At 70.6% G+C, this 21,811-nt stretch carries 22 protein-coding genes; 16 read left to right on the top strand and 6 right to left on the bottom strand.

The features are described 5' to 3' along the window. The first annotated feature begins 25 nt into the window (after nucleotides 1-25). The 5 genes from ACE3OG_RS06165 to ACE3OG_RS06145 are packed head-to-tail and all read left to right on the top strand — an operon-like array spanning nucleotide 26 to nucleotide 3,602. Entirely contained in the window at nucleotides 26-1,738 is a 1,713-nt protein-coding gene (locus ACE3OG_RS06165) for a cation:proton antiporter (RefSeq protein ID WP_374306759.1), read from the top strand. 19 nt (nucleotides 1,739-1,757) lie between these two features. Next, entirely contained in the window at nucleotides 1,758-2,498 is a 741-nt protein-coding gene (locus tag ACE3OG_RS06160; protein ID WP_374306757.1) for a phosphatase PAP2 family protein, read from the top strand. 40 nt (nucleotides 2,499-2,538) lie between these two features. Next, a complete protein-coding gene (locus ACE3OG_RS06155; protein ID WP_374306755.1) occupies nucleotides 2,539-3,111 on the top strand; it encodes a diacylglycerol kinase family protein in 573 nt (190 codons plus the stop codon). A gap of 11 nt (nucleotides 3,112-3,122) precedes the next feature. Continuing rightward, nucleotides 3,123-3,269 (top strand): hypothetical protein, encoded by a 147-nt coding sequence (locus tag ACE3OG_RS06150; protein WP_374306753.1) that lies wholly within the window; start codon nucleotides 3,123-3,125, stop codon nucleotides 3,267-3,269. A 48-nt stretch (nucleotides 3,270-3,317) separates the two neighbouring features. Then, nucleotides 3,318-3,602 carry a hypothetical protein gene (locus ACE3OG_RS06145; RefSeq protein ID WP_374306751.1) on the top strand — a complete coding sequence of 95 codons (285 nt, stop codon included), beginning with the start codon at nucleotides 3,318-3,320 and terminating at the stop codon, nucleotides 3,600-3,602. Here ACE3OG_RS06145 and ACE3OG_RS06140 read toward each other — a convergent pair. Further along, on the bottom strand, nucleotides 3,559-3,825 hold the full coding sequence (locus ACE3OG_RS06140; RefSeq protein ID WP_374306749.1) for a hypothetical protein: 267 nt from the start codon (nucleotides 3,823-3,825) through the stop codon (nucleotides 3,559-3,561). The two genes, ACE3OG_RS06145 and ACE3OG_RS06140, sit on opposite strands and share 44 nt — an antisense overlap. 201 nt (nucleotides 3,826-4,026) lie before the next feature. On the opposite strand from ACE3OG_RS06140, the gene ACE3OG_RS06135 reads away from it, so the two are divergent. The 3 genes from ACE3OG_RS06135 to ACE3OG_RS06125 are packed head-to-tail and all read left to right on the top strand — an operon-like array spanning nucleotide 4,027 to nucleotide 7,095. Then, the gene (locus tag ACE3OG_RS06135) at nucleotides 4,027-4,437 is read left to right on the top strand and encodes a DUF4399 domain-containing protein (protein WP_374306747.1); all 411 of its coding nucleotides are present in this window, start codon (nucleotides 4,027-4,029) and stop codon (nucleotides 4,435-4,437) included. A 40-nt stretch (nucleotides 4,438-4,477) separates the two neighbouring features. After that, a complete protein-coding gene (locus tag ACE3OG_RS06130; protein WP_374306745.1) occupies nucleotides 4,478-5,632 on the top strand; it encodes an FIST N-terminal domain-containing protein in 1,155 nt (384 codons plus the stop codon). Beyond that, complete coding sequence (locus ACE3OG_RS06125) at nucleotides 5,629-7,095, top strand: ATP-binding protein (protein WP_374306743.1); 1,467 nt, start codon at nucleotides 5,629-5,631, stop codon at nucleotides 7,093-7,095. The genes ACE3OG_RS06130 and ACE3OG_RS06125 overlap by 4 nt, the downstream gene beginning before the upstream one ends. 16 nt (nucleotides 7,096-7,111) lie before the next feature. Here ACE3OG_RS06125 and ACE3OG_RS06120 read toward each other — a convergent pair whose 3' ends face one another. After that, complete coding sequence (locus ACE3OG_RS06120; RefSeq protein ID WP_374306741.1) at nucleotides 7,112-7,747, bottom strand: response regulator; 636 nt, start codon at nucleotides 7,745-7,747, stop codon at nucleotides 7,112-7,114. 558 nt (nucleotides 7,748-8,305) lie between these two features. Here ACE3OG_RS06120 and ACE3OG_RS06115 point away from each other — a divergent pair. Together ACE3OG_RS06115 and ACE3OG_RS06110 are read left to right on the top strand one after the other, a co-directional pair. Then, entirely contained in the window at nucleotides 8,306-9,826 is a 1,521-nt protein-coding gene (locus ACE3OG_RS06115; protein WP_374306740.1) for an aldehyde dehydrogenase family protein, read from the top strand. Nucleotides 9,827-9,914: 88 nt separating this feature from the next. Continuing rightward, complete coding sequence (locus ACE3OG_RS06110; RefSeq protein WP_374306738.1) at nucleotides 9,915-10,556, top strand: hypothetical protein; 642 nt, start codon at nucleotides 9,915-9,917, stop codon at nucleotides 10,554-10,556. Nucleotides 10,557-10,639: 83 nt separating this feature from the next. Here the strand turns inward: ACE3OG_RS06110 and ACE3OG_RS06105 are convergent, their stop codons facing one another. Continuing rightward, entirely contained in the window at nucleotides 10,640-12,376 is a 1,737-nt protein-coding gene (locus tag ACE3OG_RS06105; RefSeq protein WP_374306736.1) for a porin, read from the bottom strand. A 422-nt stretch (nucleotides 12,377-12,798) separates the two neighbouring features. Further along, nucleotides 12,799-13,575, bottom strand: a complete 777-nt coding sequence (locus ACE3OG_RS06100) for a PRC-barrel domain-containing protein (protein WP_374306735.1) — start codon at nucleotides 13,573-13,575, stop codon at nucleotides 12,799-12,801. Between the two features lie 330 nt (nucleotides 13,576-13,905). Between ACE3OG_RS06100 and ACE3OG_RS06095 the strand changes: the two genes are divergently transcribed. The 4 genes from ACE3OG_RS06095 (at nucleotide 13,906) to ACE3OG_RS06080 (ending at nucleotide 17,406) form a co-directional block, all read left to right on the top strand. Then, nucleotides 13,906-14,262 (top strand): phasin family protein, encoded by a 357-nt coding sequence (locus ACE3OG_RS06095; protein ID WP_374306733.1) that lies wholly within the window; start codon nucleotides 13,906-13,908, stop codon nucleotides 14,260-14,262. Nucleotides 14,263-14,467: 205 nt separating this feature from the next. Continuing rightward, the gene (irrA, locus tag ACE3OG_RS06090) at nucleotides 14,468-14,977 is read left to right on the top strand and encodes an iron response transcriptional regulator IrrA (protein WP_374306731.1); all 510 of its coding nucleotides are present in this window, start codon (nucleotides 14,468-14,470) and stop codon (nucleotides 14,975-14,977) included. A 79-nt stretch (nucleotides 14,978-15,056) separates the two neighbouring features. Next, complete coding sequence (locus ACE3OG_RS06085) at nucleotides 15,057-16,289, top strand: M48 family metallopeptidase (protein ID WP_374306729.1); 1,233 nt, start codon at nucleotides 15,057-15,059, stop codon at nucleotides 16,287-16,289. Between the two features lie 196 nt (nucleotides 16,290-16,485). Further along, nucleotides 16,486-17,406, top strand: coding sequence for a 50S ribosomal protein L11 methyltransferase (locus ACE3OG_RS06080; RefSeq protein ID WP_374306727.1), 921 nt, complete (start codon nucleotides 16,486-16,488; stop codon nucleotides 17,404-17,406). Nucleotides 17,407-17,510: 104 nt separating this feature from the next. Here the strand turns inward: ACE3OG_RS06080 and ACE3OG_RS06075 are convergent, their stop codons facing one another. Further along, nucleotides 17,511-18,983, bottom strand: coding sequence for a lipopolysaccharide biosynthesis protein (locus ACE3OG_RS06075; protein ID WP_374306725.1), 1,473 nt, complete (start codon nucleotides 18,981-18,983; stop codon nucleotides 17,511-17,513). A gap of 170 nt (nucleotides 18,984-19,153) precedes the next feature. Between ACE3OG_RS06075 and ACE3OG_RS06070 the strand changes: the two genes are divergently transcribed. Then, nucleotides 19,154-19,882 carry a cytochrome c biogenesis CcdA family protein gene (locus ACE3OG_RS06070; protein ID WP_374306723.1) on the top strand — a complete coding sequence of 243 codons (729 nt, stop codon included), beginning with the start codon at nucleotides 19,154-19,156 and terminating at the stop codon, nucleotides 19,880-19,882. A gap of 93 nt (nucleotides 19,883-19,975) precedes the next feature. Further along, nucleotides 19,976-20,734 (top strand): TSUP family transporter, encoded by a 759-nt coding sequence (locus tag ACE3OG_RS06065; protein WP_374306721.1) that lies wholly within the window; start codon nucleotides 19,976-19,978, stop codon nucleotides 20,732-20,734. 4 nt (nucleotides 20,735-20,738) lie between these two features. Here the strand turns inward: ACE3OG_RS06065 and ACE3OG_RS06060 are convergent, their stop codons facing one another. Beyond that, nucleotides 20,739-21,746, bottom strand: coding sequence for a beta-ketoacyl-ACP synthase III (locus ACE3OG_RS06060; RefSeq protein ID WP_374306719.1), 1,008 nt, complete (start codon nucleotides 21,744-21,746; stop codon nucleotides 20,739-20,741). Between the last annotated feature and the right edge of the window lie 65 nt (nucleotides 21,747-21,811).

Genomic DNA, 21,811 nt, shown 5'->3' with positions numbered 1-21,811 from the left:
GTTCGCCGGATCGCCGCCCGCGTCCATGGACCACGCCCACGCCATAGCCTCCGCGCTCGCGCCGCTGGTGCTGGTGCTGCTGTTCGGCGTCGTCGCGGCGATGGCCTGCCGCGCGCTGCGGCTCTCGCCGATCGTCGGCTATCTCGCGCTCGGCGCGGCGGCGCGGGCGAGCGGCGTCGCGGCGCCCGACGATCCGAACTTCGCCCTGCTCGCCGAGCTCGGGGTCGTCTTCCTGCTGTTCGACATCGGCATGCATTTCTCGCTGCGGCATGTGCGCGAGCAGGCCGGCGACATCTTCGGCTTCGGCCCGGTGCAGGTCGCGCTCGCCGCCCTCGCGCTCGGCCTGTGCGCGAGCGCCTTCGGCCTCGCCCCGGCGCCGGCCTTCCTCCTCGGCGCGACGCTCGCCCTCTCCTCGACCGCCGTCGTCGCCTCGCTCCTCGCCGAGCGGCGCCAGCAGAACTGCCCGGTCGGCCTCACCTCGACGGCGATCCTGATCTTCCAGGACATCGCGGCGATCTTCCTGCTCATCGTCGTCGACGCGCTCGCGGGGGAGGGCGCGGCGATGGCCTCCCAGCTCGCCATGGCGGTGGTCAAGGCGGCGGCGGCGTTCGGCGTCGCGTTCGTGCTGGCGCGCATGGTGGTGCGGCCGCTGTTCGACGTCATCGCCCGCACCGACAACGCCGAGGTGTTCACCGCGAGCGGCCTGCTCGTCGCGCTCGCCGCCGCATGGGCGACGGGCTCGATCGGCCTCTCGCTCACGCTCGGCGCCTTTCTCGGCGGCGTCATCATCGCCGAGACGCCGTACCGGCCGATCATCCAGGCGGAGACGAAGCCGTTCCACAACCTGCTGCTCGGCTTCTTCTTCATCTCCGTCGGCATGTCGCTCGACCTGTCCTCGCTGCGCGCCGAATGGCCGGCGATCCTCGCCTGCGCGGGCGCGGTCGTCGGCGTCAAGATCGTCACCAACGCCCTGTCCGGCCTCATCTTCCGCTGGTCCGTCCCGGGCTCGATCCAGCTCGGCTTCCTGCTGGCGCAGGGCTCCGAGTTCGCCTTCGTGATCCTGAGCCTGCCGCCGATGCGGGCGATGATCGGCGCGCGCGCGGCCTCGGTCGTGATCGCCGCCGTCGCCCTGAGCCTCGCGCTGACGCCGGCGCTGGCGCGGGCCGGGCGGACCATCGCCGGGCGGCTGCGCGCCCGTGTCGCGGCGCGGGCCGACGCCGAGCTCGCCCCGCGCGAGCAGGCGGCCCCGGTGCTCATCGTCGGCATGGGGCGGATGGGGCGCACGGTGGCCGACGCGCTGTCCGAGTTCAGCATCGACTACGCCGCGGTCGAGCGGACCCAGAAGACCTTCGCCGACGCCAACGCCGACGGCTATGAGGTGCTGTTCGGCGACGCCTCCGACCCGCGCCTGTGGGACCCGCTCGACCTGCGCGGGCGCAAGGTCGTCGTCGTCACCACCCCGAGCCTCGCCATCTCGCGCGAGCTGACGCCGCTCGCCGAGCGCGCCTTCCCGCATGTGCGGCGCATCGTCGTCGCCGAGACGTTCGAGGAGCGCGACGCCTTCCTTGAGCTCGGCCTCTATCCGGTCATCGACGTCTCGACGCCGCCGGGCCTCGACCTCGCCGTCGAGGTTCTGTGCGAGCTCGGCATCGACCGCCGCAAGGCGATGGAATGGGCGCTCGCCCATGAGGCGCGGGCCATGCCGGCGCGCGGGGCCCTCGTCGGAGCCGCCGCGTGAGCCCGCGCCGGAGCCGCCCTTGAAAGCCCCGCGCCTGCGCGGCCGTCTCGCGCGCGCCGGCGTGCAGCCGCTGGCGGCGCTGTTCTGCGTCTCCAGCGCCGTCGTCTTCCTTTATCTCATGGACGAGGCGCTGGAGGGCGGGGCGGACCGCCTCGACCGGGCCATCCTCCTCGCGCTGCGCCGGCCGGACGACCCTGCGACGCCGATCGGCCCGCCCTGGCTGCTGCAGTCGGCGATCGACGTCTCGGCGCTCGGCGGCTTCACCGTGCTGTGGCTCCTGACGCTGGCCGCGGCGGGCTTCCTCGCCCTCGCCCGGCGCTGGCGGGCGCTCGCCATCCTGCTCGCCGCGATCGGCGGCGCCTCGCTGCTCAACGCCGTGTTCAAGACCGGCTTCCACCGCGCCCGGCCGGATGTCGTGCCGCATCTGACGCAGAGCTGGAGCGCCAGCTTCCCGAGCGGCCACGCTATGATTTCGGCGGCGGCCTATCTCACCATCGCGGCGATCCTCGCCGAGACCCAGCGCAGCCGCGCGGCGCGGATCTACCTTCTCTCGCTCGCCGCGCTGACGACTGTGCTGATCGGCCTGTCGCGCCTTTATCTCGGCGTCCACTGGCCGTCCGACGTCGCCGCCGGCTGGGCGGCGGGCTCGGCCTTCGCGCTCGCCTTCTGGATCGTGACGCGCCGCGCCGCGCCCGAGACGGCCGACGCGCAGGCGGCGCTCGAGCGCGCGGGCGAGCAGGAGGAGAGCGCCGAACGATGAAGCGCCGGAACGGCGCGGCTGCGCGCGGCGTCGCCCCGGCATGAGCGTCGCCGCCGCACAGTCAGCTGGTCCCGCGCCTTTCGGACGCGGGGCGGGCGCCAAGGATCCGCCGCCGATCCGCAGCGCCGCCGTCGTCGTGAACGATGCGGGCGGCGGCGTCTCGCCCGGCGCGGCCGGGGAGCTCGCCGAGATCTTCGCCCGCTTCTCGATCGAGGCGCGCATCCGCAGCGTTTCTCCGTCCGGCCTCGCCGAGGCGGCGCGCGAGGCGGTCGCGGCCAGGCCCGATCTTGTCGTGACGCTCGCCGGCGACGGCACGGCGCGCCAGGCGGCGAAGCTGTGCGGGCGCGACGGGCCGCTCGTCGCGCCGCTTCCGGGCGGCGCCATGAACATGCTGCCCTATGCGCTGTATGGGCGCAGGCCCTGGCGCGAGGCGCTCGAAGCCGCGCTCGCCGATCCCCTCGCCCGGCCCGTCCCGGGCGGCCGCGCCGGCGCGCGCCCGTTCTATGTCGCCGCCATCCTCGGCTCGCCGGCGCGCCGGCCCACGCTTTCCGGCGGCGGCTGCGTTACGCGCTCGACGGCGGGCCGCGCCGAAAGGCCGAGGCGCTCGCCCTGATCTCGCCGCTGATGACCGACGCCTGCTTCGACGGCTCCTCGCTCGAGGCCGTCGCGCTCGATCCGCGCCACGCCGCCGACGCGTTCCGCATCGGCGTCGCCGCGCTGTTCGGCGACTGGCGCTCCGATCCCGCCGTGCAGTCGCAATGCTGCCGGTGACGCGGCGCGGCGGCGGCGCGCCTGTTCACGGAGGCCGGCGTCGACCTCGTGCTGAGCGGCCATGTGCACGAGCCCTTCGTCCAGCCGCCGCCGTGGGGCGACGGGCTGACCCTTTCCGTCGGCGCCGGCGCGCTGTCGCGCCGCACGCGCGGAACCCCGCCCTGCTTCACGGTGATCGACGCCTTTCCCGACGCCGTCGAGATTCGGCTCGAGCGATGGACCGGAACGCGCTTCGCGCCGTCCGCCTGCGAACGCTTCCCGCGCCGGCCGGCGCTGGCGGAGGAACGCTCTAGCGTCCTCCGAACGACGGATTGCCCGGACCTTCCGGGTTGAAGGGGCTGGCGCCGAGCCCCATGCGCCCGCGCGTGCCGGAGCAGTCGTAGCGCGCGCGGTCCTGCGCCTGGGCCGAATAGGCGTTCGGCGGACAGTCGGGTTCGTACCACTGGCCTTCGGCCGCCGGCGGCGGGGGGCGCCGCTGCGCCAGCGCCGCGCCGGGCGCGAGGGCGCAGGCCGCGAGGACGAGCGCGCCGACCGTCGACGCCCTGAATGCGCTCATTTTCCGTCTCCCCGGGCGCCGCCAGCGCCAAGCTCCGCGCCGCGCCCCGTGACATGAAGCGAATCGCCGCCTTCTTCAATAGGGAGCCGCGCCGCATGGCGGTAGTCCCCCGCGCGAAATTCCGGCGGCGCGCCCGCCGGGGCGCTTGCGCTCGGCGCAGCGCGCGCCCATTCTACGCGCCTTTCCATCGCGGAGCCTGTCGTGACGAGACTTTCGACTTTCGCCGTCGCCGGCGTCCTCCTCCTCGGCGGGCAGGCGCCCGGCCTCGCGCAGACGGCCGCGCCGCACGTCTATTTCGTCGAGCCCGCCGACGGGGCGAGCGTCACGAGCCCGTTCAAGGTGAAGTTCGGCCTCGACAATTACGCCCTGAAGCCGGCCGGCGACGCGAGCCCCGAATCAGGCCATCACCACCTCATCGTCGACGGCGCGCCGCCGAAGATGGGCGAAGTCATCGGCGCCGGCGAAACCTCGCTGCATTTCGGCAAGGCGCAGACCGAGACCACGCTGAGCCTGCCGCCCGGACACCACAAGCTCACGCTGCAGCTCGGCGACGGCGCGCATGTCTCGCTCGGACCGCAGTTCTCCTCGACCATCGAGGTGGAGGTCCGCTGACCGGAAAGAGGACGAAACGTCGAGGGAGCCGATCGCGGCGGTGAGCGCATCCCCCATCAGGCGCGGCTATTCCACGGCGCCGGACCCGGCGGCGGCGGCGCGCGAGTTCGCGCAGGCCGTGGCGCAGCCGGACCTCGGCCTCGTCGTCTTCTTCTGCTCCTACGGCTTCGACCTCAACGTGCTCGAGCCCGAGCTCGGGCGGCTGTTCGCCGGCGTGCCGACGGTCGGCTGCACCACGGCCGGCGAGATCACCCCGATCGGCTATCTCGACGGCTCGATCACCGGCTTCAGCATCGCCGCCTCGCACTGCCGGGCGGCGACGGCGCTGATCCGCAACCTGTCGCGCTTCCAGATGTCGGACGGCCATGCGGCGACGCGAAAAGTCGTCGAGGACCTGCGCGCGAAGGGGTGCGAGCTCGACCCGCGCGACAGCTTCGCGCTCCTTTTGATCGACGGCATGTCGCGCAACGAGGAGGTGGCGCTCGCCTCCCTCACCGGGCTCATGGACCTTGCTCCGCTCATCGGCGCTTCGGCCGCGGACAATCTGTGCCTCACCGGCGCCTTCGTCTATTGCGACGGCGCCTTCCATTCCGACGCGGCGGTCCTCGCCGCGGTCAAGATCGACGCGCCGTTCCGCATCGCCAAATGCCAGAATTTCATCGGCTCGGACCAGCGCATGGTGGTGACGCGCGCCGACCCGCTGAGCCGCCGCGTGTTCGAGCTGAACGGCGAGCCGGCGGCGCGCGAATACGCCCGGCTCCTGAACCTTCCCGAGATCGAGCTGACTCCCTCGACCTTCTCGACCAACCCGCTGATGGTCAAGGTCGGCGGCGATTTCCACGTGCGCTCGATCCAGACGGCGCATGGCGACGAGAGCCTCACCTTCTTCTGCGCGATCGACGAGGGGGTGGTCCTGCGCCTCGCCCGCTCGGAGGCGGTGCTGCCCAATCTCGCCGCCTTCTTCGAGCAGATGGGCCAGAGCTTCGGCGCGCCCGAGCTCGTCATCGGCTTCGACTGCATCCATCGCAGCCTCGCCCTCGAGAAGGCGCAGACCAAGCGCCTCGCCGGGGAGATCCTCGCGGCCAACAACGTCATCGGCTTCTCGACCTACGGCGAGCAGTTCGCCGGCATGCACCTCAACCAGACCTTCACCGCCCTCGCCATCGGCCGAATCCCCGACGGAGGCGCGGAATGACCGCGTTCGGCAAGGTCGCCGCCTCCGACGCGCCCGCCGACGAGGAATGGGCGCGCCCACGCGCCGGGACGGAGGAGATCGAGGCGCTGCAGGCCGAGATCGCGCGGCTGAAGCGCGTCAACGCCGTGCTGATGGACCGCGTCGAGAACGACATGAGCGCGCGCGGCCCCAGCGCCTTCACCTTGTTCCAGGCCGCGATCACGCTCGAGAACCGCGTCGCGGAGCGCACCGCCGAGCTGACCAGCCTCACCCATCACCTGTTTCAGCAGATCTCCGAGCGCTGCGCGGCGGAGAAGGCGCTGCTGCTCGCCAAGGCGGAGGCCGAGAAGGCGAACCTCTCCAAGACGCGCTTCCTCGCCGCCGCGAGCCACGACCTGCGCCAGCCGCTCATCGTCGCCCGCCTCTACCTCGACATGCTGCGCGAGCACGAGCGGGGCGCGCGCGGCCGCGAAATCGTCGGCGCGATCGAATCCTCCCTCGACGTCGTCGAGGATCTCGTGCGCGCCCTCGTCGACATCTCGCGGCTCGACGCCGGCGTATGGCCGGCGGAAATCTCCTGCTTCGCGCTCGCGCCGCTGTTCGAGCGGCTGCGTCAGGATTTCGAGCCGCAGGCGCAGGCGCTCGGCCTCAGGCTGCGCGTCGCCCCGACGAGCCTCGCGGTCCGCTCCGACCGCTCCCTGCTCGAGCGGGTGCTGCGCAATTTCCTGTCGAACGCCGTCCGCTACACCGCGCGCGGCTCGATCCTGCTTGGCGCGCGGCGGCGCGGCGAGGAGGTGACGATCGAGGCGTTCGACACCGGCGTCGGCGTCGAGGCGCAGGACATTCCGCTCATCTTCGAGGAGTTCCGGCAGGCCGGCTCGGCCCCGCGCGAGGGCGAGCGCGGCCTTGGCCTCGGCCTCGCCATCTGCGAGCGCGTGGCGCGCCTCATCGGCGCGCGCATCGAGGTCGCCTCGACGCCGGGCAGGGGGTCGCGCTTTTGCCTGCGCGTCGAGCGCGCGGAAGCGCCGCAGGAGCCGGCGCCGCGCCGCGAGCCCGCGCCGGCGGCCTCGCTCGACGGGCTCTGCGCCGTCGTCATCGACAACGACCGGCGCCTGCGCGCGGCGCTCGCGACGCTGCTGCGCTCCTGGGGGGCGATCGTCGTCGAGGCGCGCTCGGCCAAGGCGGCGGTGGCGGCGCTGCGGGCCGCGCGAAAATCGCCGCGGCTCGTCGTCGCCGACTACCATCTCGACGACGGCCTGACCGGCGTCGGCGCGGTCGCCTTCCTGCGCGAGGCGTTCGGCGGCGAGCTGCAGGCGCTCATCGTGTCGAGCGACGCGAGCGAGGAGCTGCGTCGCCACGCGCGCGCGGAAGGGCTGAATTTCCTGCCGAAGACTGCGGCGCCGATGCGGCTTCGCGCCATGCTGAACGCGCTCGCCGCGCGCGGGCGCGGCGAAGAGCCGTCCGCGGCCGGAGCCGGCCGATAGGCGGTTCTCGGCGGAGCTAGTGGTTGGTGAACTGCGAGCGCTCGCGCTGGAAGGCGACGATCGCCTGGGTGCGCGTCGCGACGCCGAGCTTGCGGAAGATCGTGGTGATGTGGACCTTCACCGTCAGGTCGCTGATGGAGAGGGCGCGGGCGATCTCCTTGTTCGACTTGCCGGCCGAGAGCAGCCCGAGCACGGCGAGCTGGCGCGGCGTCAGGACGCCGGCGTCGGCCGCCCGCTTCTCGCCGCCGCCGCGGCTCTCCTCGCCGCCGGGAACGTAGACGCCGCCGTCGAGCACCTGGCGCAGCGCGTCCGCGAGCGCCTCCATCGACGCCGACTTGGGAATGAAGCCCGCGGCGCCGCAGTTGATCGCCTGGGAGACGACCGTCGCGTCCTCGAGCGCCGAGACGATGACCACGGGCGTCGACGGCGCGATGTTGCGGATGGCGACGAGCTCGGGCAGGCCGGTCATGCCTGGCATGCCGAGGTCGAGCAGGACGAGGTCGAGGTCCTCGTTCTCGACGATCTCGAAGAGCTGGCTCCTGTCCGCCGCCTCGCGCGTCTCGACGTCGTCGTCCGGCGTCAGCTTGGCGACGATCTCGGCGAGCGCCCTTCTGAAGACGGGATGATCGTCGGCGATCAGAACCTTCGTCATCGCATGCGGCGCCTCCTGGCGCGGTCGGCCGTGTCTACGAGCCGGTCTTAGAACTCCGCCTCCAACCCGCGTCTTCGAGTCGTCGGGGCCAAACTGTCGGCGCCGCGCCGGGCGGCGATGTGCGACGAGGAACTCTAGTGCGTATAGGGTATAGCGCGAAACGCGGCGGCGCCATTAATCTTCGTGCCTATCGAGGCGGCAATCTGGGCGTCCCGCTGGCGTTGAGTCGGCGGCGGCCGATCCGCCCGCGCGATTCGACCATCGGCATGATGCGACGGACGGCCGCCGCGGCCAAACCATTTTCGTCGTCCGGCCGGCGCGGGGTCGAGAACGACCCGCCGCGCCGTGATGGAAGGCGTCCGGCGCCAGGCCGGGCGAGCGTGCGCGTCGCGTAGGGAAGCCGGATCGCTTTCCGCTCCGGACGCCGCGAGATAAATAGAGAGGTGCGGACGGAAACGGGCGCCAGCCCGGCCGTCGAAGCGGACGGACCGGCCGGGGCGCGCGAACTGCGGCCCGGCGGCCGTCAAATGGCGAGAGCTTCGCCAAAGGGAGGACTATATGGTTGAAAAGCTTCTGGCCGAACTGCGCGACCAGGTCGCGATCAAGCCGCACTACGACAACTATATCGGCGGAAAATGGACGCCGGCGGTGAAGGGCCAGACGTTCGAGAACATCTCGCCGGTCGACGGCAATGTCGTGTGCACCATCGCGCGCTCGACCGCCGAAGACGTCGAGCTCGCTCTCGACGCCGCGCACGCCGCCCGCAAGGCCTGGGCCGAGACTTCCCCCGCCAACCGCGCGCTGGTCCTCCTGCGCGTCGCCGACCGCATCGAGCAGAAGCTCGACCTCCTCGCGATGGTCGAGACGATCGACAACGGCAAGCCGATTCGCGAGACCAAGGCCGCCGACCTGCCGCTCGCCGTCGACCATTTCCGCTATTTCGCCGGCGTCCTGCGCGCCCAGGAAGGCGGCATCAGCGAGATCGACCACGACACGATCGCTTATCACTTCCATGAGCCGCTCGGCGTCGTCGCCCAGATCATTCCCTGGAACTTCCCGCTGCTGATGGCGGTCTGGAAGATCGCCCCCGCGCTCGCCGCCGGCAACTGCATCGTCATGAAGCCGGCCGAGCAGACGCCGATGAGCATCATGGTGATGATGGACGTGATCGGCGACCTGCTGCCGCCCGGCGTCCTCAACGTCGTCAACGGCTTCGGCGTCGAATGCGGCAAGCCGCTGGCGCAGAGCAAGCGGATCGCCAAGGTCGCCTTCACCGGCGAGACGACGACCGGCCGCCTCATCATGCAATACGCCACCGAGAACATCATCCCGGTGACGCTGGAGCTCGGCGGCAAGAGCCCGAACATCTTCTTCGAGGACGTCGCCGACGCCGACGACGATTACTTCGACAAGGCGATCGAAGGCTTCACGATGTTCGCCCTGAACCAGGGCGAGGTCTGCACCTGCCCCTCGCGCGCGCTCGTCCATGAGAAGATCTTCGACCGCTTCATCGCGCGCGCCATAGAGCGCGTCAAGGCGATCAAGCTCGGCAATCCGCTCGACCCGCAGACCATGATCGGCGCGCAGGCCTCGAACGACCAGCTCGAGAAGATCCTGTCCTACGTGGACATCGGCCGTCAGGAAGGCGCCAAGCTGCTGACCGGCGGCGGGCGCGCCGACGTCGGCCCCGACCTCGCCAAGGGCTTCTACGCCCAGCCGACCGTGCTGCAGGGCGACAACAAGATGCGGATCTTCCAGGAGGAGATCTTCGGGCCGGTGCTGTCGGTCACGACCTTCAAGGACGACGCGGAGGCGCTCGAGATCGCCAACGACACGCTGTACGGCCTCGGCGCCGGCGTGTGGACCCGCAGCGGCACGCGCGCCTATCGCATGGGCCGCGCGATCCAGGCCGGCCGCGTGTGGACCAACTGCTATCATCTCTATCCGGCGCACGCGGCCTTCGGCGGCTACAAGAAGTCGGGCATCGGCCGCGAGAACCACAAGATGATGATGGAGCATTATCAGCAGACCAAATGCCTGCTGGTGAGCTACTCGCCCAAGGCGCTCGGCTTCTTCTAGGCCGCGCGTCGCGGAGCTTCGTCCCGCGGGGAGGACCTGGGCCGGCTCGTCGAGCCGGCCCTTTTCGTTCGCTTTTCCGGCGTCGTCCATGTCTCCTGAAGACTTCGCCGCGCGCCGCCCGCGCTTGTTTCATGTGACCGAGGAGGATGCGCTCGAGGGCGTGGCGCGCCGCGGCCTTCTGTCGGCGAGCCGCCTGCTCGACCTTTTCGGTTATGAAGGCGAGCGCCGCCGCGCCCTCGAGCGCACGCCGCGCGGCGACTTCGTGGAGCTTGGCGACCCGCGTCTCGGCCGCGCCGTCCTCAGCGACAACCGTCCCCTGAATCTTAAGGCGCTCGCCGCCTGCCTCGACGGCGCCTCGCCGGAGGAATGGCTCGCGATCCTCAACGCCCGCGCCTTCTTCTGGGCGAGCGAAACCGACGCGCTCCGGCATCTTTCCGCGCGCGCAAACCGTGGGCGCCGCAAGGTGACGCTCGTCGTCGACGCGCTCGGCCTCGCCCGCCGGCATGGCGCCCGGCTCGAGCTTTGCCCGATCAATTCGGGCGCGACCAGGCGGCGGCCGGCGCGCCGCGGCCCGTCGATCTTCACGCCGCTGGAGGCGACCTCTTTCGAGGGCTGGCGGCGGCTTCGCGGCGGGCGCGACGCGCTGCGCGAGGTCGCCGTGCGCGACGCCGTCGAGGACTTGCGCGACTTTCTTCTCGAGGTTCGCCGCGCCGGCCGGACGGCGGACTGACCGGCCGAGCGCAGCGCAAAGAAAACGCCGCCCGGCGAGGCCGGGCGGCGTTTTCTGTTCGCGTCTTCTATGAGCGCAGGCGCTCAGAAGAAGAAGGTGGTGCCGCCGGCGAGGGCGTTCGAGGTGATCGATCCGCCCGACTGGTTGATCGACTTCGTGTTGATGAACTCGACCTGGATCGACGCCCAGTCCGTCACCTTGTAGCGGATGAAGCCGATCGCCGAGGAGTTCGACTTCAGGAGGTAAGGCGAGTAGGGCTGCGTCCAGTCGTAGGCGGTCGCGCTGAGGAAGCTCTGGCCGTAGCTGCCGCCGATCGTGAAGCGGTCGCCGCTGAGGAAGCCGGGGACGTAGGGCGAGGAGCCGAACGTGTACTGGGCCTCGGCGTAGTAGCCGGACGACTTGCGGGCCGAGCCGTCGGGGCTGAAGGCGGCGAAGAACAGGCCGGTGGTGCCGAGGCCGCTGCCCCAGTAGCCGTAGCCGGCGACGCTGAAGCCGCCCCAGTCGATGCGCATGCCGCCGTCGACGCCGACCGAGCTGAACTTCTCGCCGGGAGTCGTCAGCAGGAAGCCGTTGACGGTCGAGTAGCCCGCGACGATGGCGTCGCCATATTCGCTGCGGTGCTGCTGGTAGATGCCGGAGGTCCACGCCGTCAGCTTCACGTCGGGCGAAAGCTGACCGACATATTTCAGCCGGCCCTGGAACATCGGCATGTCCTGCCCGGTGATCGTCGCCGAGCTGAAGCCGACATAGGGGGAGTAGACGACGTTCGCCGGATAGCCGTAGGCGCCGGGGGAATCGCCCGTCGAGTTGAGCGTGTCGAGCGGCGTCATCATGGCGACCGACAGCGTGAAGCCGTTCCACGTCGGCGTCGTGTAGGTGATCTGCGGCAGCCAGTCGGCGTAGACGTAGCCGAGGCCGATGCGGCCGAGCGTGGTGTTGCCGGGCGCCGCGTTGCCGGCCGGCGTGCCGACGCCGAGCAGGGCGAAGTCGTTCAGGATGGCGTCGCTCGCGAACAGGCCGAGGTCGCGGCCGATCTTGAAGGTGCCGATCTCAGGCGTGCCGATGGTGCCGAAAACCTGGCGAAGGTCGATGCCGGGCGTGCCGAGGCCGACCGGAGAGCCGCCGCTGTTGGCGTTGAGCGCGCCCGGATCGACGTTGTTGCCGCCGAAATACGCGCCGACGGTGAAGCCGAGGTCCCAGCCCATCTGGTTGGTCGCGAGGCTCAGCACGACGTTGCTCGGCAGCAGGCCCGCGCGGATCGAGTTCGAATTGTTGTACGAGCTCTGGCCATTCAGCACGCCGCCGAGGACGCCGTAATTGCGCGCATAGGGGCCGAAGGCGGTCGTGCCCGGATAATTCGCGTAAGGATTGGCGCCGCCGTTGGGAACGCCATACTTGCCGAGCTGGTTGGCGGAGCCCTGATAGTTGGCCTTGAAGGACTCCATGCCGTAGAAGATCAGCGCGCCGGTCAGCTTGACGTCGACGTCGCCGACCGAGACCACGCCATTGTCCTTGGTGACGATGGTCTGGCCGGGGATGCGGATGCCGATCCCCTTGTCGAGGGCGGTGACGTAGCGGCCGTTGCCGCCCGAAGGCGCTCCCGCCACGGCCGGCCCCTTGAGGGCAGCCTTCTCGTGCGCGTGGCGCTCCTTGAGCTTGGAGTACTCGCCCTTGGTCAGAATTCCCTTGGCCTTGAGCTGGTCGAGCAGCTCCTCGGTCGTGTCGGCGCGCGCGCCGGAAGGCGCGGCGATCAGCGTGGAGGCCAGCAGGCCCGCCATGGCCAAAAAGGCGCCCTTGCCGCCGCCCTTTGAACGTCCCATGCGGTTAAACATATCTCTCCCCATCCATTCGCCTGACGGCGCAGTAAGTCGCTTCAGTCTTTCGCGTTCTACTTTAGAGGCGTCCGTTTGGTTTCTTGTCTTATGAGCGGACTTCTCTTTGAGGCGGCTTTATTTTTCTGTTGCTGCAAAAGCTTCGGCGCCTGAACGTATAGGCCTCTTTTGAATACATCGAAGCTCGAATTTATCGGTACATTTCACGCCATTGGCTGTCAACGCGCGGCGCAGGTCCCAAGACAAAGCGCGCAGGGATGCGACATTTCCGCAACTACGCCTTATGCGGCGCACAATGTCATGATTCTATTCACAGACCCGCTATGGAAAACGCGCCGGCCCGGAGGCGCGGCGCGTCGTCTAGTCGTGGTCTAGTCTTGGCGCGGAGCGCAATTGCGCGAGCGTTCGCGCTACTGCGGATAGTACCAGTAGCCCGGCCAGCCGTAGTGGCCGTGCAGCATGCGCTCATAGGCTTCGTCGATCATGTCGACCGAGTCGTGCGGCGGGCTCGACTTCACCTGCTCCCGGGTGATGTCGACGCGCAGGCGCCGCTCGGCCCAGTCGAACTCGCGCGCCGCGAAGGGCGCGATGAGCACATGCCGTCCGCCCCACCAGTCGCTGGTCGAGACGGCGAGGTAGCGCACGTCCCAGTTGGCGTGGTCGAGCACGACGCTGTCGAGATGGCCGATCCTGCCGTCGACGGCCTCGATGTGGTAGCCTTCGACCTCCGCGGCGCTGCGCAGATGCGGATCCTGCTCCTCGGGAAAAACCTCCACCTGCGCCGCTTCGGCCGGCGTCTCGTCGGCGACGATCGGCGGCGGCGCGAGAGGCTGGGACATGGCGCCGAGGCCGAAATAGCTCAGCCCCCAGGACGGATCCCAGCCATAATAGTCATAAAGGCGCGCCTCCATCTGCTTCGACACCGGCTGGTGGCGCGACAGCTCCGGACCCGCCTCGAACTGCGCCTTCGTGAGGTTGACCGGCGCGCGGCGCAGGCCCGGGTCCGGCTCGCCGACGGCCGAGGGGTGGACGAGGAGCTTGCGGCCCGACAACCAGTCGCCGGCGTCGACGACGAACCATTTGGCCTTGAACGTGCGGTCGTCGAACAGCACGTCGTCGATCACGCCAATCTCCCCGTCGACGGCCGCGACGGAAAATCCCTTCAACACCGACGCGACGAACAACATGGCGCGCTCCCCTGGTTCCTGGTCCCGCCGGCCCCGCTTCTCGCCAGGCCCGGCTCGCCCGCGCGAGCCTACCTCCGCGTCGCCTGGCGCAAAAGCCTTGCGCGACGCCGACGCTCAAGCCAAACTTAAGGTGGCGCCGCGCGGCGAATTCTGGAAAGATGACAATGTTTCGCCGGTGGCGGCGGCCCGCGCCTTATAATAAAGACTTCATGCGATCGCCGCGACGTCGTCGCACCACCAGACCTTGCTGCGGACTGGAAACGCCGAGACAACGCTTTCGCTCCCTTCTTTCCCTTCCTTCGCCGAAGCGCCTTGACCAGGAGACGATGAATGGTTGACACCCCCCAGCAGCTTCCGACCCAGATCCGCGATCTCGCGGAGAAGAACTTCGAGCAGGCGCGCGAGGCGTTCCTCGGCTTCATCGGCGCGGCCCAGAAGGCGGCGGGCTCGGCCGACGCGCTGCCGTCCACCGCCAAGGAGGCGGTCACCAAGGCGATGACCTTCGCCGAAAGCAATGTGAACGCGGCGTTCGACCTCGCCCAGAAACTGCTGCACGCCAAGGACGTCCAGGAGGTCTTCACGCTGCAGGCGGAATTCGCCAAGAGCCAGCTCGAGGCGATCCAGACCCAGGCCAAGGATTTCGGCGAGTCGGCGCAGGCCGCGTTCAACTCCATCGCCAAGAAATAGGCGAGGCCGGGAACGCCGCAATCCGGCCTCGGCGCAGGGAAGGGTCGGGCGCAGCGCCCGGCCCTCGCGCGCCGGCGGATCGAAAAATCTCGCCTGCGCGCGAGGGGATGGCGTTAGAATTGCTCTAAGAGCTATCTTTTCGATTGTATATTGCGCAAAATCAGCTTTTTATACGTGAGTTGACGTTACTCACGAGCGCTTGCCAATGCCCGAGTCCAAGGTCCCGGAGAGATCGCTGAGCGTGGCGCGGCCCCCGTTCAAGGGGCGCGTCCTGCTGGAGCGCTACGGTCTGCGCGCCACGCGGCAGCGCCTCGGCCTCGCCAAGCTCCTGTTCGGCAAGGGTGATCGCCATTTGACCGCGGACGCGCTGGCGTCCGAGGCGCAGGCGGCGCGCATGCCGGCCTCGCTCGCCACAGTCTACAACGTCCTCAACCTGTTCGCTCAGGTCGGCCTCATCCGCAGCCTCGCGATCGAGGGCGGCAAGACGGTGTTCGACACCAATACGACGGATCATTCGCATTTCTTCTTCGAGGACACCGGCGTCGTGTCGGACATCGGCCCGGACGTCGGCGGCTTCGCGGAAGGGATCGTTCCGCCCGAGGGCTATGAGGTGTCGCGCGTCGATCTCGTCGTGCGGCTGCGGCCCAAGGGCGTCGCCCACGCGGAGGAAGCGCGCTGCCGTCCGGTCGCGCCTCACGCCGAAGCCGCCGAATAGGCCGGCGCCAAGGCGACGCGCCCCTCGCGCGGAGCTCCGGCGCGCCCGCTCAAGCCGCGCCTGGCGTCAAGGCGTCGACGTGAGCCTGCTCGCCCTCCTGATTCTTGCGGCCATCCTCTTTTCGGGGCTGCTCGATCTCTATCTGCGCCGGCGGCAAATCGCCGCGGTGACGGATCACCGCGACGCCGTTCCGGCTGATTTCCGCGACGTTCTTTCGCTCGACGAGCACCGGCGCGCCGCCGACTACGCCGTCGCCAACGCGCGGCTCGGCGCGGCGCGGACGGCGGCGGAGACCGCGTTCGCGCTCGCCCTGCCGACGCTCCTGCTGGCGCCGGCCTTCGTCCTCGCCAGCGCCCTCGCGCCGGAGGGCCCCGCGCGCTCCATGCTGGTCGCGCTGGCCGTCGGCGCCCTCGACTATCTGCTCGCCCTGTCGTTCGCGGCGGCCCGCGCGTTCGGCGTCGAGGCGCGCTTCGGCTTCAACCGGGCGAGCCCTCGCCTCTTCGCCCTCGACGAAGCGAAGGGCCTCGCGCTGCGGCTCCTCGCCTTCGCGCCGCTGCTTTACGGCTTCTTCGCGCTGCAGGCGGCGCTGCCGAGGGCCTGGCCGCTGGTCGGCTGGGCCGCGGGCGTCCTCCTCCTCTGCGCGCTCGCGATCGTCCTGCCGACCTTCGTCGCGCCGCTCTTCCACAGGTTCAGGCCGCTGCCCGAAAGCGCCGTCAAGGCGCGCATCGAGGCGCTGCTCGCGCGCCGCGGCTACGGGCGCAGCGGGCTTTTCGTCGTCGACGCCTCGACGCGCTCGAGCCACGGCAACGCCTATTTCGCCGGCTTCGGCAAGGCGCGGCGGATCGTCCTCTACGACACGCTGCTCGCCCGGCACAGCGACGACGAGATCGTCTCCGTGCTCGCCCATGAGCTCGGCCACTGCGAGCTCGGCCACGTCCGCCGCAGGCTCCTCGAGGCCGCTCTTCTCCTCGGCGCGCTGTTCGCCGCTCTCTTCCTCGCCTTCCACTCGGACGCCCTCGCCGCCGCCTTCGGCCTGCCCGCCGATCCCGGCGTCACGCTCGTCGTCGCCCTCGCGGCCGCGGGCCCGCTCGCGCGCCTTCTCGCGCCGGCGCTGAACTTCCTGTCGCGCCGCGCCGAATTCGAGGCCGACGCCTTCGCCGGCGACATGGTCGGGCGCGCGCCGATGATCGCCGCGCTGACGCGGCTCTCGCGCGACAATCTGGCGACGCTGACGCCGGACCGGCTGTACGCCGCCTTCTATTATTCGCATCCGCCCATCCCGGCGCGGGTGGCGCGGCTGGGGGAGGCTTGAGCCTTCCGCTCCGGCCGGACCGGCGTTGAGGCCGCCGCCGATCCGGCTAATATCGCGAGCGAGCGGCGGCGAAGGGCGGGCGCGGAGCATGGGCGAATGCAAATGGTGCGACGGCGGCAAGCGCAAGAAGATCTGCAAGAAGAAGGGAAAGAAGAAGGGTTGAGCGGCCTTCCCCGGCGCGCCGCGGGATGCGCCCGTGCTTGAAGGCCTTCCCCCCAACAACGCCGCCCATGTCGTGCGCCTCTCCTGCGACGAGGCGACGGCGCGCGTCGTGTCCGACGTCATCATCGAGAGCTTCGATCCGGCCGACGCCGCCGTCGCCGCCTTCGAGGAGGCGCCTTCGACGCGCGACTGGAAGGGCGGCCCCTGGCTGGTCGAGGCCTATTTCGGCGCGCGGCCCGACGAGGCGGCGCTGCGCGCCCTCGTCGCCGGCGCGGCCGGCGAGGACGCCGCGGCGGCGCTGAGCTTCGGCCGGGTCGAGGCGCGCGACTGGGTCGCCTCGAGCCTTGAAGGCCTGAAGCCGGTGCGCGCCGGACGCTTCGTCGTGCATGGCGCGCATAGCCGCGGCGAGGTGAAGGGCAACGAGATCGGCGTGGAGGTCGAGGCGGCGCTCGCCTTCGGCACCGGCCATCACGGCACGACGCGCGGCTGCCTGACGCTGCTCGACAGGATCGCCCGGCGCCGCCGTCCGCGCGCCATTCTCGACGTCGGAACGGGGACGGGCGTGCTCGCCATCGCCGCCGCCAAGCTGTGGCGGCGGCGCGTGGAGTGCTGCGACATCGATCCCGTCGCGGTTTCGACCGCGGCCGCGAACGCGCGCGACAATGGCGTCGGCCAATGGGTCGAGCCGGTCGAATCGGTCGGCCTCGCCCATCCGGCGCTGCGCCGGGCCGGCCCCTACGAGCTCGTCTTCGCCAATATTCTGGCGCGGCCGCTGCGCGCGCTCGCGCCGCAGATCGCCGAGGCCAGCGTCTTCGGCGCCGACCTCGTGCTTTCCGGCCTGCTCGCCCGCGACGTGCCGGGCGTGCTCGCCGCCTATCGCGCGCAGGGCGTCGTGCTGCAGTCGCGGCTCGACCTCGACGGCTGGGCCAGCCTCTTGCTGCAGAAGCGGCGCTAGAGCGGGTTTTGCGAAATCCAATTCGCTGAACGCGCTCCAGCTATTTGTTCAAACGCGTTTTCTCAACGCAAAAGTCTGCAACTTTTGCTGAAAACGCTCCAGGCTCAGGACAAGGCGTCAGGCCGCGTCTTTGAACCGTCCTTGGCGCTAAGCCTGGAGCGGTCCTTAGGCCGCAGCCGCTCCATGGCGAGCGCGCGCATCCCGGCGACGTCGGCGCCAAGGACGATCGCGGCGTAGATCGCCGCGCCGAGCCCGACCTGCGCGAGAAGGCTCGCAAGGCCGGGGCTCGCCTCGCGCCAGGGGTAGAGCGCGCCGACCATCACGGCGTTGGCGAGGATGATCGCGCCGACGTCGCGCGGGCGCGGCCAGCGCGGACGGGCCGCGCCGGCGAAGATCACGAGAGCGGCCAGCGAGGCGAGCGTCGCCCCGGCCTGCGCGACCGCGAGGCCGGCCGCGCCCGAGGCGCGCGGCATGAGGAAGATCAGCGCCGGATCGACGACGCAGGCGACGAGCGCGGCGACGATGATGGGCAGCGTGCGCTTCTCGATCTGGAAGATCGGGCTGATGGCGTACTGGATCATCGCCATGCAGAAAAGGCCGGTCATCATCAGGGTGAGCAGCGCGCTGAAATGGCCGCGGAACTCGGCGGGCACGATGAGCCGCTCGACCGAGGGCAGCACCAGCCACAGGCCGGTGCAGGCCGGCAGCACCATGGCGAGCACGATCGTCATGTTGCGCCCGATCTGCCGGCGCGCCTCGCGCGCGCCGCGCTGCTCATGCGTCGCGACGGCGATCTGGAACAGGACGATGTCGAGCGCCGAGCCGACCGCCTGGATCGCCTTGGCCCCGAAATCATAGGCGAGGGAGAATTGTCCGGTCTCGGAGAAGCCGTAGAGCCCCGCGAGGATCGCGCGATTGGCGAGCGGGATCGACAGATAGAGGAGATTGGCGGCGACGATCGGCAGGCCGTAGGCCATCAGCGCCCGCGCCTGCGGCAGGCTCGCGAGCCGCGCGTCGGACAGCGGATCGCGCAGCGCCGCGCGCGCGGTGGCGGTCGAGCCGGCGAGGCTCAGGACGCCGCCCGCCAGCGTCATGGCCGCCGACTGGAAATAGAAGGCGCCGCCGCCCATCAGGGCGAGCGTCAGCACGTTCTTGACGAGGAGCAGCCGCGTGAACAGCCGGTCGTGGAAGCGCGCGCGCACCAGCGCGGTGTAATAATCGTAGAGGCCGTTGGCGAAGGCGACGGCGAGCGCCAGCGCGATCAGCCCGTTCGAGAGCGGGAACCGCGCGCCGGAGAGAAAGAGCAGGGCGGCGCCGACGGCGATGGCGCAGGCGACCGCGGCGAAGCCGAAGTCGAGCGTCGCCCGCAGGCCGGGCTCGGCGCTGCGCGCCCGCTCCGAGTAGAAGCGCGTCGCGCCGAGCCGGATCCAGTCGAAGAAGGCCGTCTGCACGGCGATCGCCGTGGCGTGGGCGAGCGCGAAGCGGCCATATTCCTCGGGCCCCAGCGCGCTCGCGACATAGAGGCCGAGCGCGAAATTGAAGACGATATTGAGGAAGAAGGCGAGGAAGACCGTCATCCTGGCGTCGTTCCCGCCCGCTCCTTGCGCCGCGTCGCGGAAGGGGACGGGCGGCCTTCGCCATCTTTCACGGCCGGCGGCGCGCAGGCAAGGCGCTTTCCCCGCGCCCTCACGAGGAGTTTGCGCGCGGCGCTGGCCGGCGCCGGCGCGGGGCGCTACAAGCGTCGACGATGCATGACGTCTCCCTGTCCGCCGCCCTTCTCGCCGGAGTGCTCTCCTTCCTGAGCCCCTGCGTCCTGCCGCTCGTGCCGCCCTATCTCACCTTCCTCGCCGGCACGACGATCGAGGAGGTGGCGACGCAGCGCGAGGCGAAGGCGCGCCGCGACGTCCTGATCGCGGCCGGGCTGTTCGTCGCCGGCTTCTCGACCGTGTTCGTCGGCCTTGGCGCGACGGCCTCGCTCGCCGGCCAGCTCATGCGCGCCCACCTGCGCGAGCTGTCGATCCTCGCCGGGGCGACGATCATCCTGATGGGGCTGCATTTTCTCGGGGTGTTCCGCTTCGCGACGCTCTATCGCGAGGCGAGGTTCACGGTGGCGAAGCCGGTCGGCGCGTGGGGCGCCTATGTCATGGGCCTCGCCTTCGCCTTCGGCTGGACGCCGTGCATCGGGCCGATTCTGGCCGCCATCCTCGCCGTCGCCGCCTCGGAGGAGACGGCGGGCCGCGGCGGGCTGCTGCTCGCGGTCTATTCGCTCGGGCTCGGCGCGCCTTTCTTCCTCGCGGCGCTGGCGATCGAGCCGTTCATCCACGGCGTCAAGCGCTTCAGGCGCCATTTCGGCGCGCTCGAGAAGGCCGTGGGCGTCCTTCTGGTGCTGACCGGCGTCGCCTTCCTCACCGGCGCGCTGCAGGACGTCTCGTTCTGGCTGCTGCAGACTTTTCCCGGCCTCTCCTCCATCGGCTGAAGACGCCTGCGCCTGAACGCGCTTGATCGCGGCGTCGCGGCGGGGTAGGGCGCGGGCGCGGCGCGAAGGACGCGCCGCCAGAGCCGAAGCCGCATGTCTCCCGACACCTTCCTCTTCTGCGCCGCCGCCGCCCTCGCCGCGGGCTTCGTCGACGCCATCGCCGGCGGCGGCGGCCTCGTCACCGTGCCGGCGCTCACCCTCGCCGGGCTCGATCCCGTCTCGACGCTCGCCACCAACAAGCTGCAGAGCGCGTTCGGCTCGGGCTCGGCGCTGCGCGCCTTCGCGCGCGCCGGCCAGGTCGACGCCGGGGAGGCGCGCCCGGTCGCGATCGGAGCGGGCCTCGGCGCGCTGGCCGGGGCGGCGCTCGTCGCCCATCTGCCGCTGCGCTTCCTCGCCGCGGCGCTGCCGGCGGCGCTCGCCCTCGCGGCGCTCTACTTCGCCCTTTCGCCGAAGCTGAGCGACGTCGCGACGCGCCCACGTATGGGTCAGGCGCGCTTTCGCGCGCTGGTCGTGCCGCTCGTCGGATTCTACGACGGCGTGTTCGGCCCGGGCGCGGGCTCGTTCTACATGCTGGGCTTCGTCGCCTTGCGCGGGCTCGGCGCGCTCAAGGCGACGGCGCTGACCAAGGCCGCCAATTTCGCCTCGAACCTCGCCGCGCTGGCGCTGCTCGCCGCGACGGGCCATGTGTGGTGGAGCCTCGGCCTCGCCATGGGCGCGGCGCAATATTTCGGCGCGCGTATGGGCGCGCGGGCGGCGATCCGGGGCGGGGCGGCGCTGATCCGCCCGATGCTCGTCGTCATCTGCCTCGCCGTGGCCGGCAAGCTGGCGCTCGGCCAGCTCGGCGTGCTTTAGGCTCTCACCAGCGCATCAGCGCGCCGCCCCAGGCCATGCCGGCGCCGATCGCCATCATGGCGATGACGTCGCCCTCCTTGAGCCGGCCGGCGCGGTTCGCCTCGTCGAGCGAGATCGGCAGCGAGGCGCTCGAGGTGTTGCCGTAGCGGTCGAGGTTGACCCAGCATTTCTCGATCGGCACATGCAGCCGCTCGAGCACGGATTCGACGATGCGCAGATTGGCCTGGTGCGAGACGACATGGTCGATGTCGGCGACGGCGAGGCCGTTGGCGTCGAGCGCCTCCTGGATGGCGAGCGGCAGCACGCGCACGGCGAACTTGTACACCTCGCGCCCGTCCATATGCACCTTGTGCAGCTTGCGCTCCAGCACCTCGACCGACTGCGGCGTCCGGCTGCCGCCGCCCGGAATGCTGAGGATGTCGGCGGCCGTCCCGTCGGTGTGCAGATGCGCCGACAGCAGGCCGCGCGAAGAATCCTCGCTTGGGCCGAGCACCATCGCCCCGGCGGCGTCGCCGAACAGCACGCAGGTGTTGCGGTCGCTCCAGTCGACGAGGCGGGTCAGCAGCTCGGCGCCGATCACGAGCGCGCGCTTCGCGCCGCCGGTGGCGATGAAGCGGTCGGCGATCGAGAGCGCATAGAGCGAGCCGGCGCAGGCGGCGGCGACGTCGAAGGCGAAGGCCTTGCTCGCGCCGAGCTTGGCCTGCACGATCGCGGCGCAGGACGGCAACGGCATGTCGGCGGAGATGGTGCCGACGACGATCATGTCGAGGTCCTGCGGCGCGACGCCGGCCATGTCGAGCGCTTTTCGCGCGGCGACGACGGCCATGTCCGAAGTGTCTTCGCCCTCGGCGGCGACGCGGCGCTCCCTGATGCCGGTGCGCGTGACGATCCATTCGTCGCTCGTCGCGACCATCCGCTCGAGGTCGCCGTTGGTCAGCACGCGCTTGGGCGCGTAGGATCCGGTTCCAAGGACGCGGCTGCGCGAAGGGAACGGCGTTTGTTTCGGCGTCAATCCTGGCCCTTTCGCCCGCCGCCCCGATCGAGGCGGGGCGCGCCGCCGGTTTCGCCACACTCCGG

Source organism: Methylocella sp. (genome assembly GCF_041905455.1).
GTDB lineage: Bacteria > Pseudomonadota > Alphaproteobacteria > Rhizobiales > Beijerinckiaceae > Methylocapsa.
The sequence above is the reverse complement of the archived record's forward strand: the minus strand, read 5'-3'. Positions and strand labels throughout refer to the sequence as shown.

What these genes read in the sequence shown, in the direction of transcription:
- ACE3OG_RS06140 (WP_374306749.1), bottom strand. Translation starts at nt 3,825, where the DNA reads ATGAGCGCATTCAGGGCGTCGACGGTCGGCGCGCTCGTCCTCGCGGCC.
- ACE3OG_RS06070 (WP_374306723.1), top strand. Translation starts at nt 19,154, where the DNA reads ATGCATGACGTCTCCCTGTCCGCCGCCCTTCTCGCCGGAGTGCTCTCC.
- ACE3OG_RS06125 (WP_374306743.1), top strand. Translation starts at nt 5,629, where the DNA reads ATGACCGCGTTCGGCAAGGTCGCCGCCTCCGACGCGCCCGCCGACGAG.
- ACE3OG_RS06065 (WP_374306721.1), top strand. Translation starts at nt 19,976, where the DNA reads ATGTCTCCCGACACCTTCCTCTTCTGCGCCGCCGCCGCCCTCGCCGCG.
- ACE3OG_RS06165 (WP_374306759.1), top strand. Translation starts at nt 26, where the DNA reads ATGGACCACGCCCACGCCATAGCCTCCGCGCTCGCGCCGCTGGTGCTG.
- ACE3OG_RS06120 (WP_374306741.1), bottom strand. Translation starts at nt 7,747, where the DNA reads ATGACGAAGGTTCTGATCGCCGACGATCATCCCGTCTTCAGAAGGGCG.
- ACE3OG_RS06110 (WP_374306738.1), top strand. Translation starts at nt 9,915, where the DNA reads ATGTCTCCTGAAGACTTCGCCGCGCGCCGCCCGCGCTTGTTTCATGTG.
- ACE3OG_RS06095 (WP_374306733.1), top strand. Translation starts at nt 13,906, where the DNA reads ATGGTTGACACCCCCCAGCAGCTTCCGACCCAGATCCGCGATCTCGCG.
- irrA (WP_374306731.1), top strand. Translation starts at nt 14,468, where the DNA reads ATGCCCGAGTCCAAGGTCCCGGAGAGATCGCTGAGCGTGGCGCGGCCC.
- ACE3OG_RS06115 (WP_374306740.1), top strand. Translation starts at nt 8,306, where the DNA reads ATGGTTGAAAAGCTTCTGGCCGAACTGCGCGACCAGGTCGCGATCAAG.
- ACE3OG_RS06155 (WP_374306755.1), top strand. Translation starts at nt 2,539, where the DNA reads ATGAGCGTCGCCGCCGCACAGTCAGCTGGTCCCGCGCCTTTCGGACGC.
- ACE3OG_RS06075 (WP_374306725.1), bottom strand. Translation starts at nt 18,983, where the DNA reads ATGACGGTCTTCCTCGCCTTCTTCCTCAATATCGTCTTCAATTTCGCG.
- ACE3OG_RS06100 (WP_374306735.1), bottom strand. Translation starts at nt 13,575, where the DNA reads ATGTTGTTCGTCGCGTCGGTGTTGAAGGGATTTTCCGTCGCGGCCGTC.
- ACE3OG_RS06150 (WP_374306753.1), top strand. Translation starts at nt 3,123, where the DNA reads ATGACCGACGCCTGCTTCGACGGCTCCTCGCTCGAGGCCGTCGCGCTC.
- ACE3OG_RS06105 (WP_374306736.1), bottom strand. Translation starts at nt 12,376, where the DNA reads ATGGGACGTTCAAAGGGCGGCGGCAAGGGCGCCTTTTTGGCCATGGCG.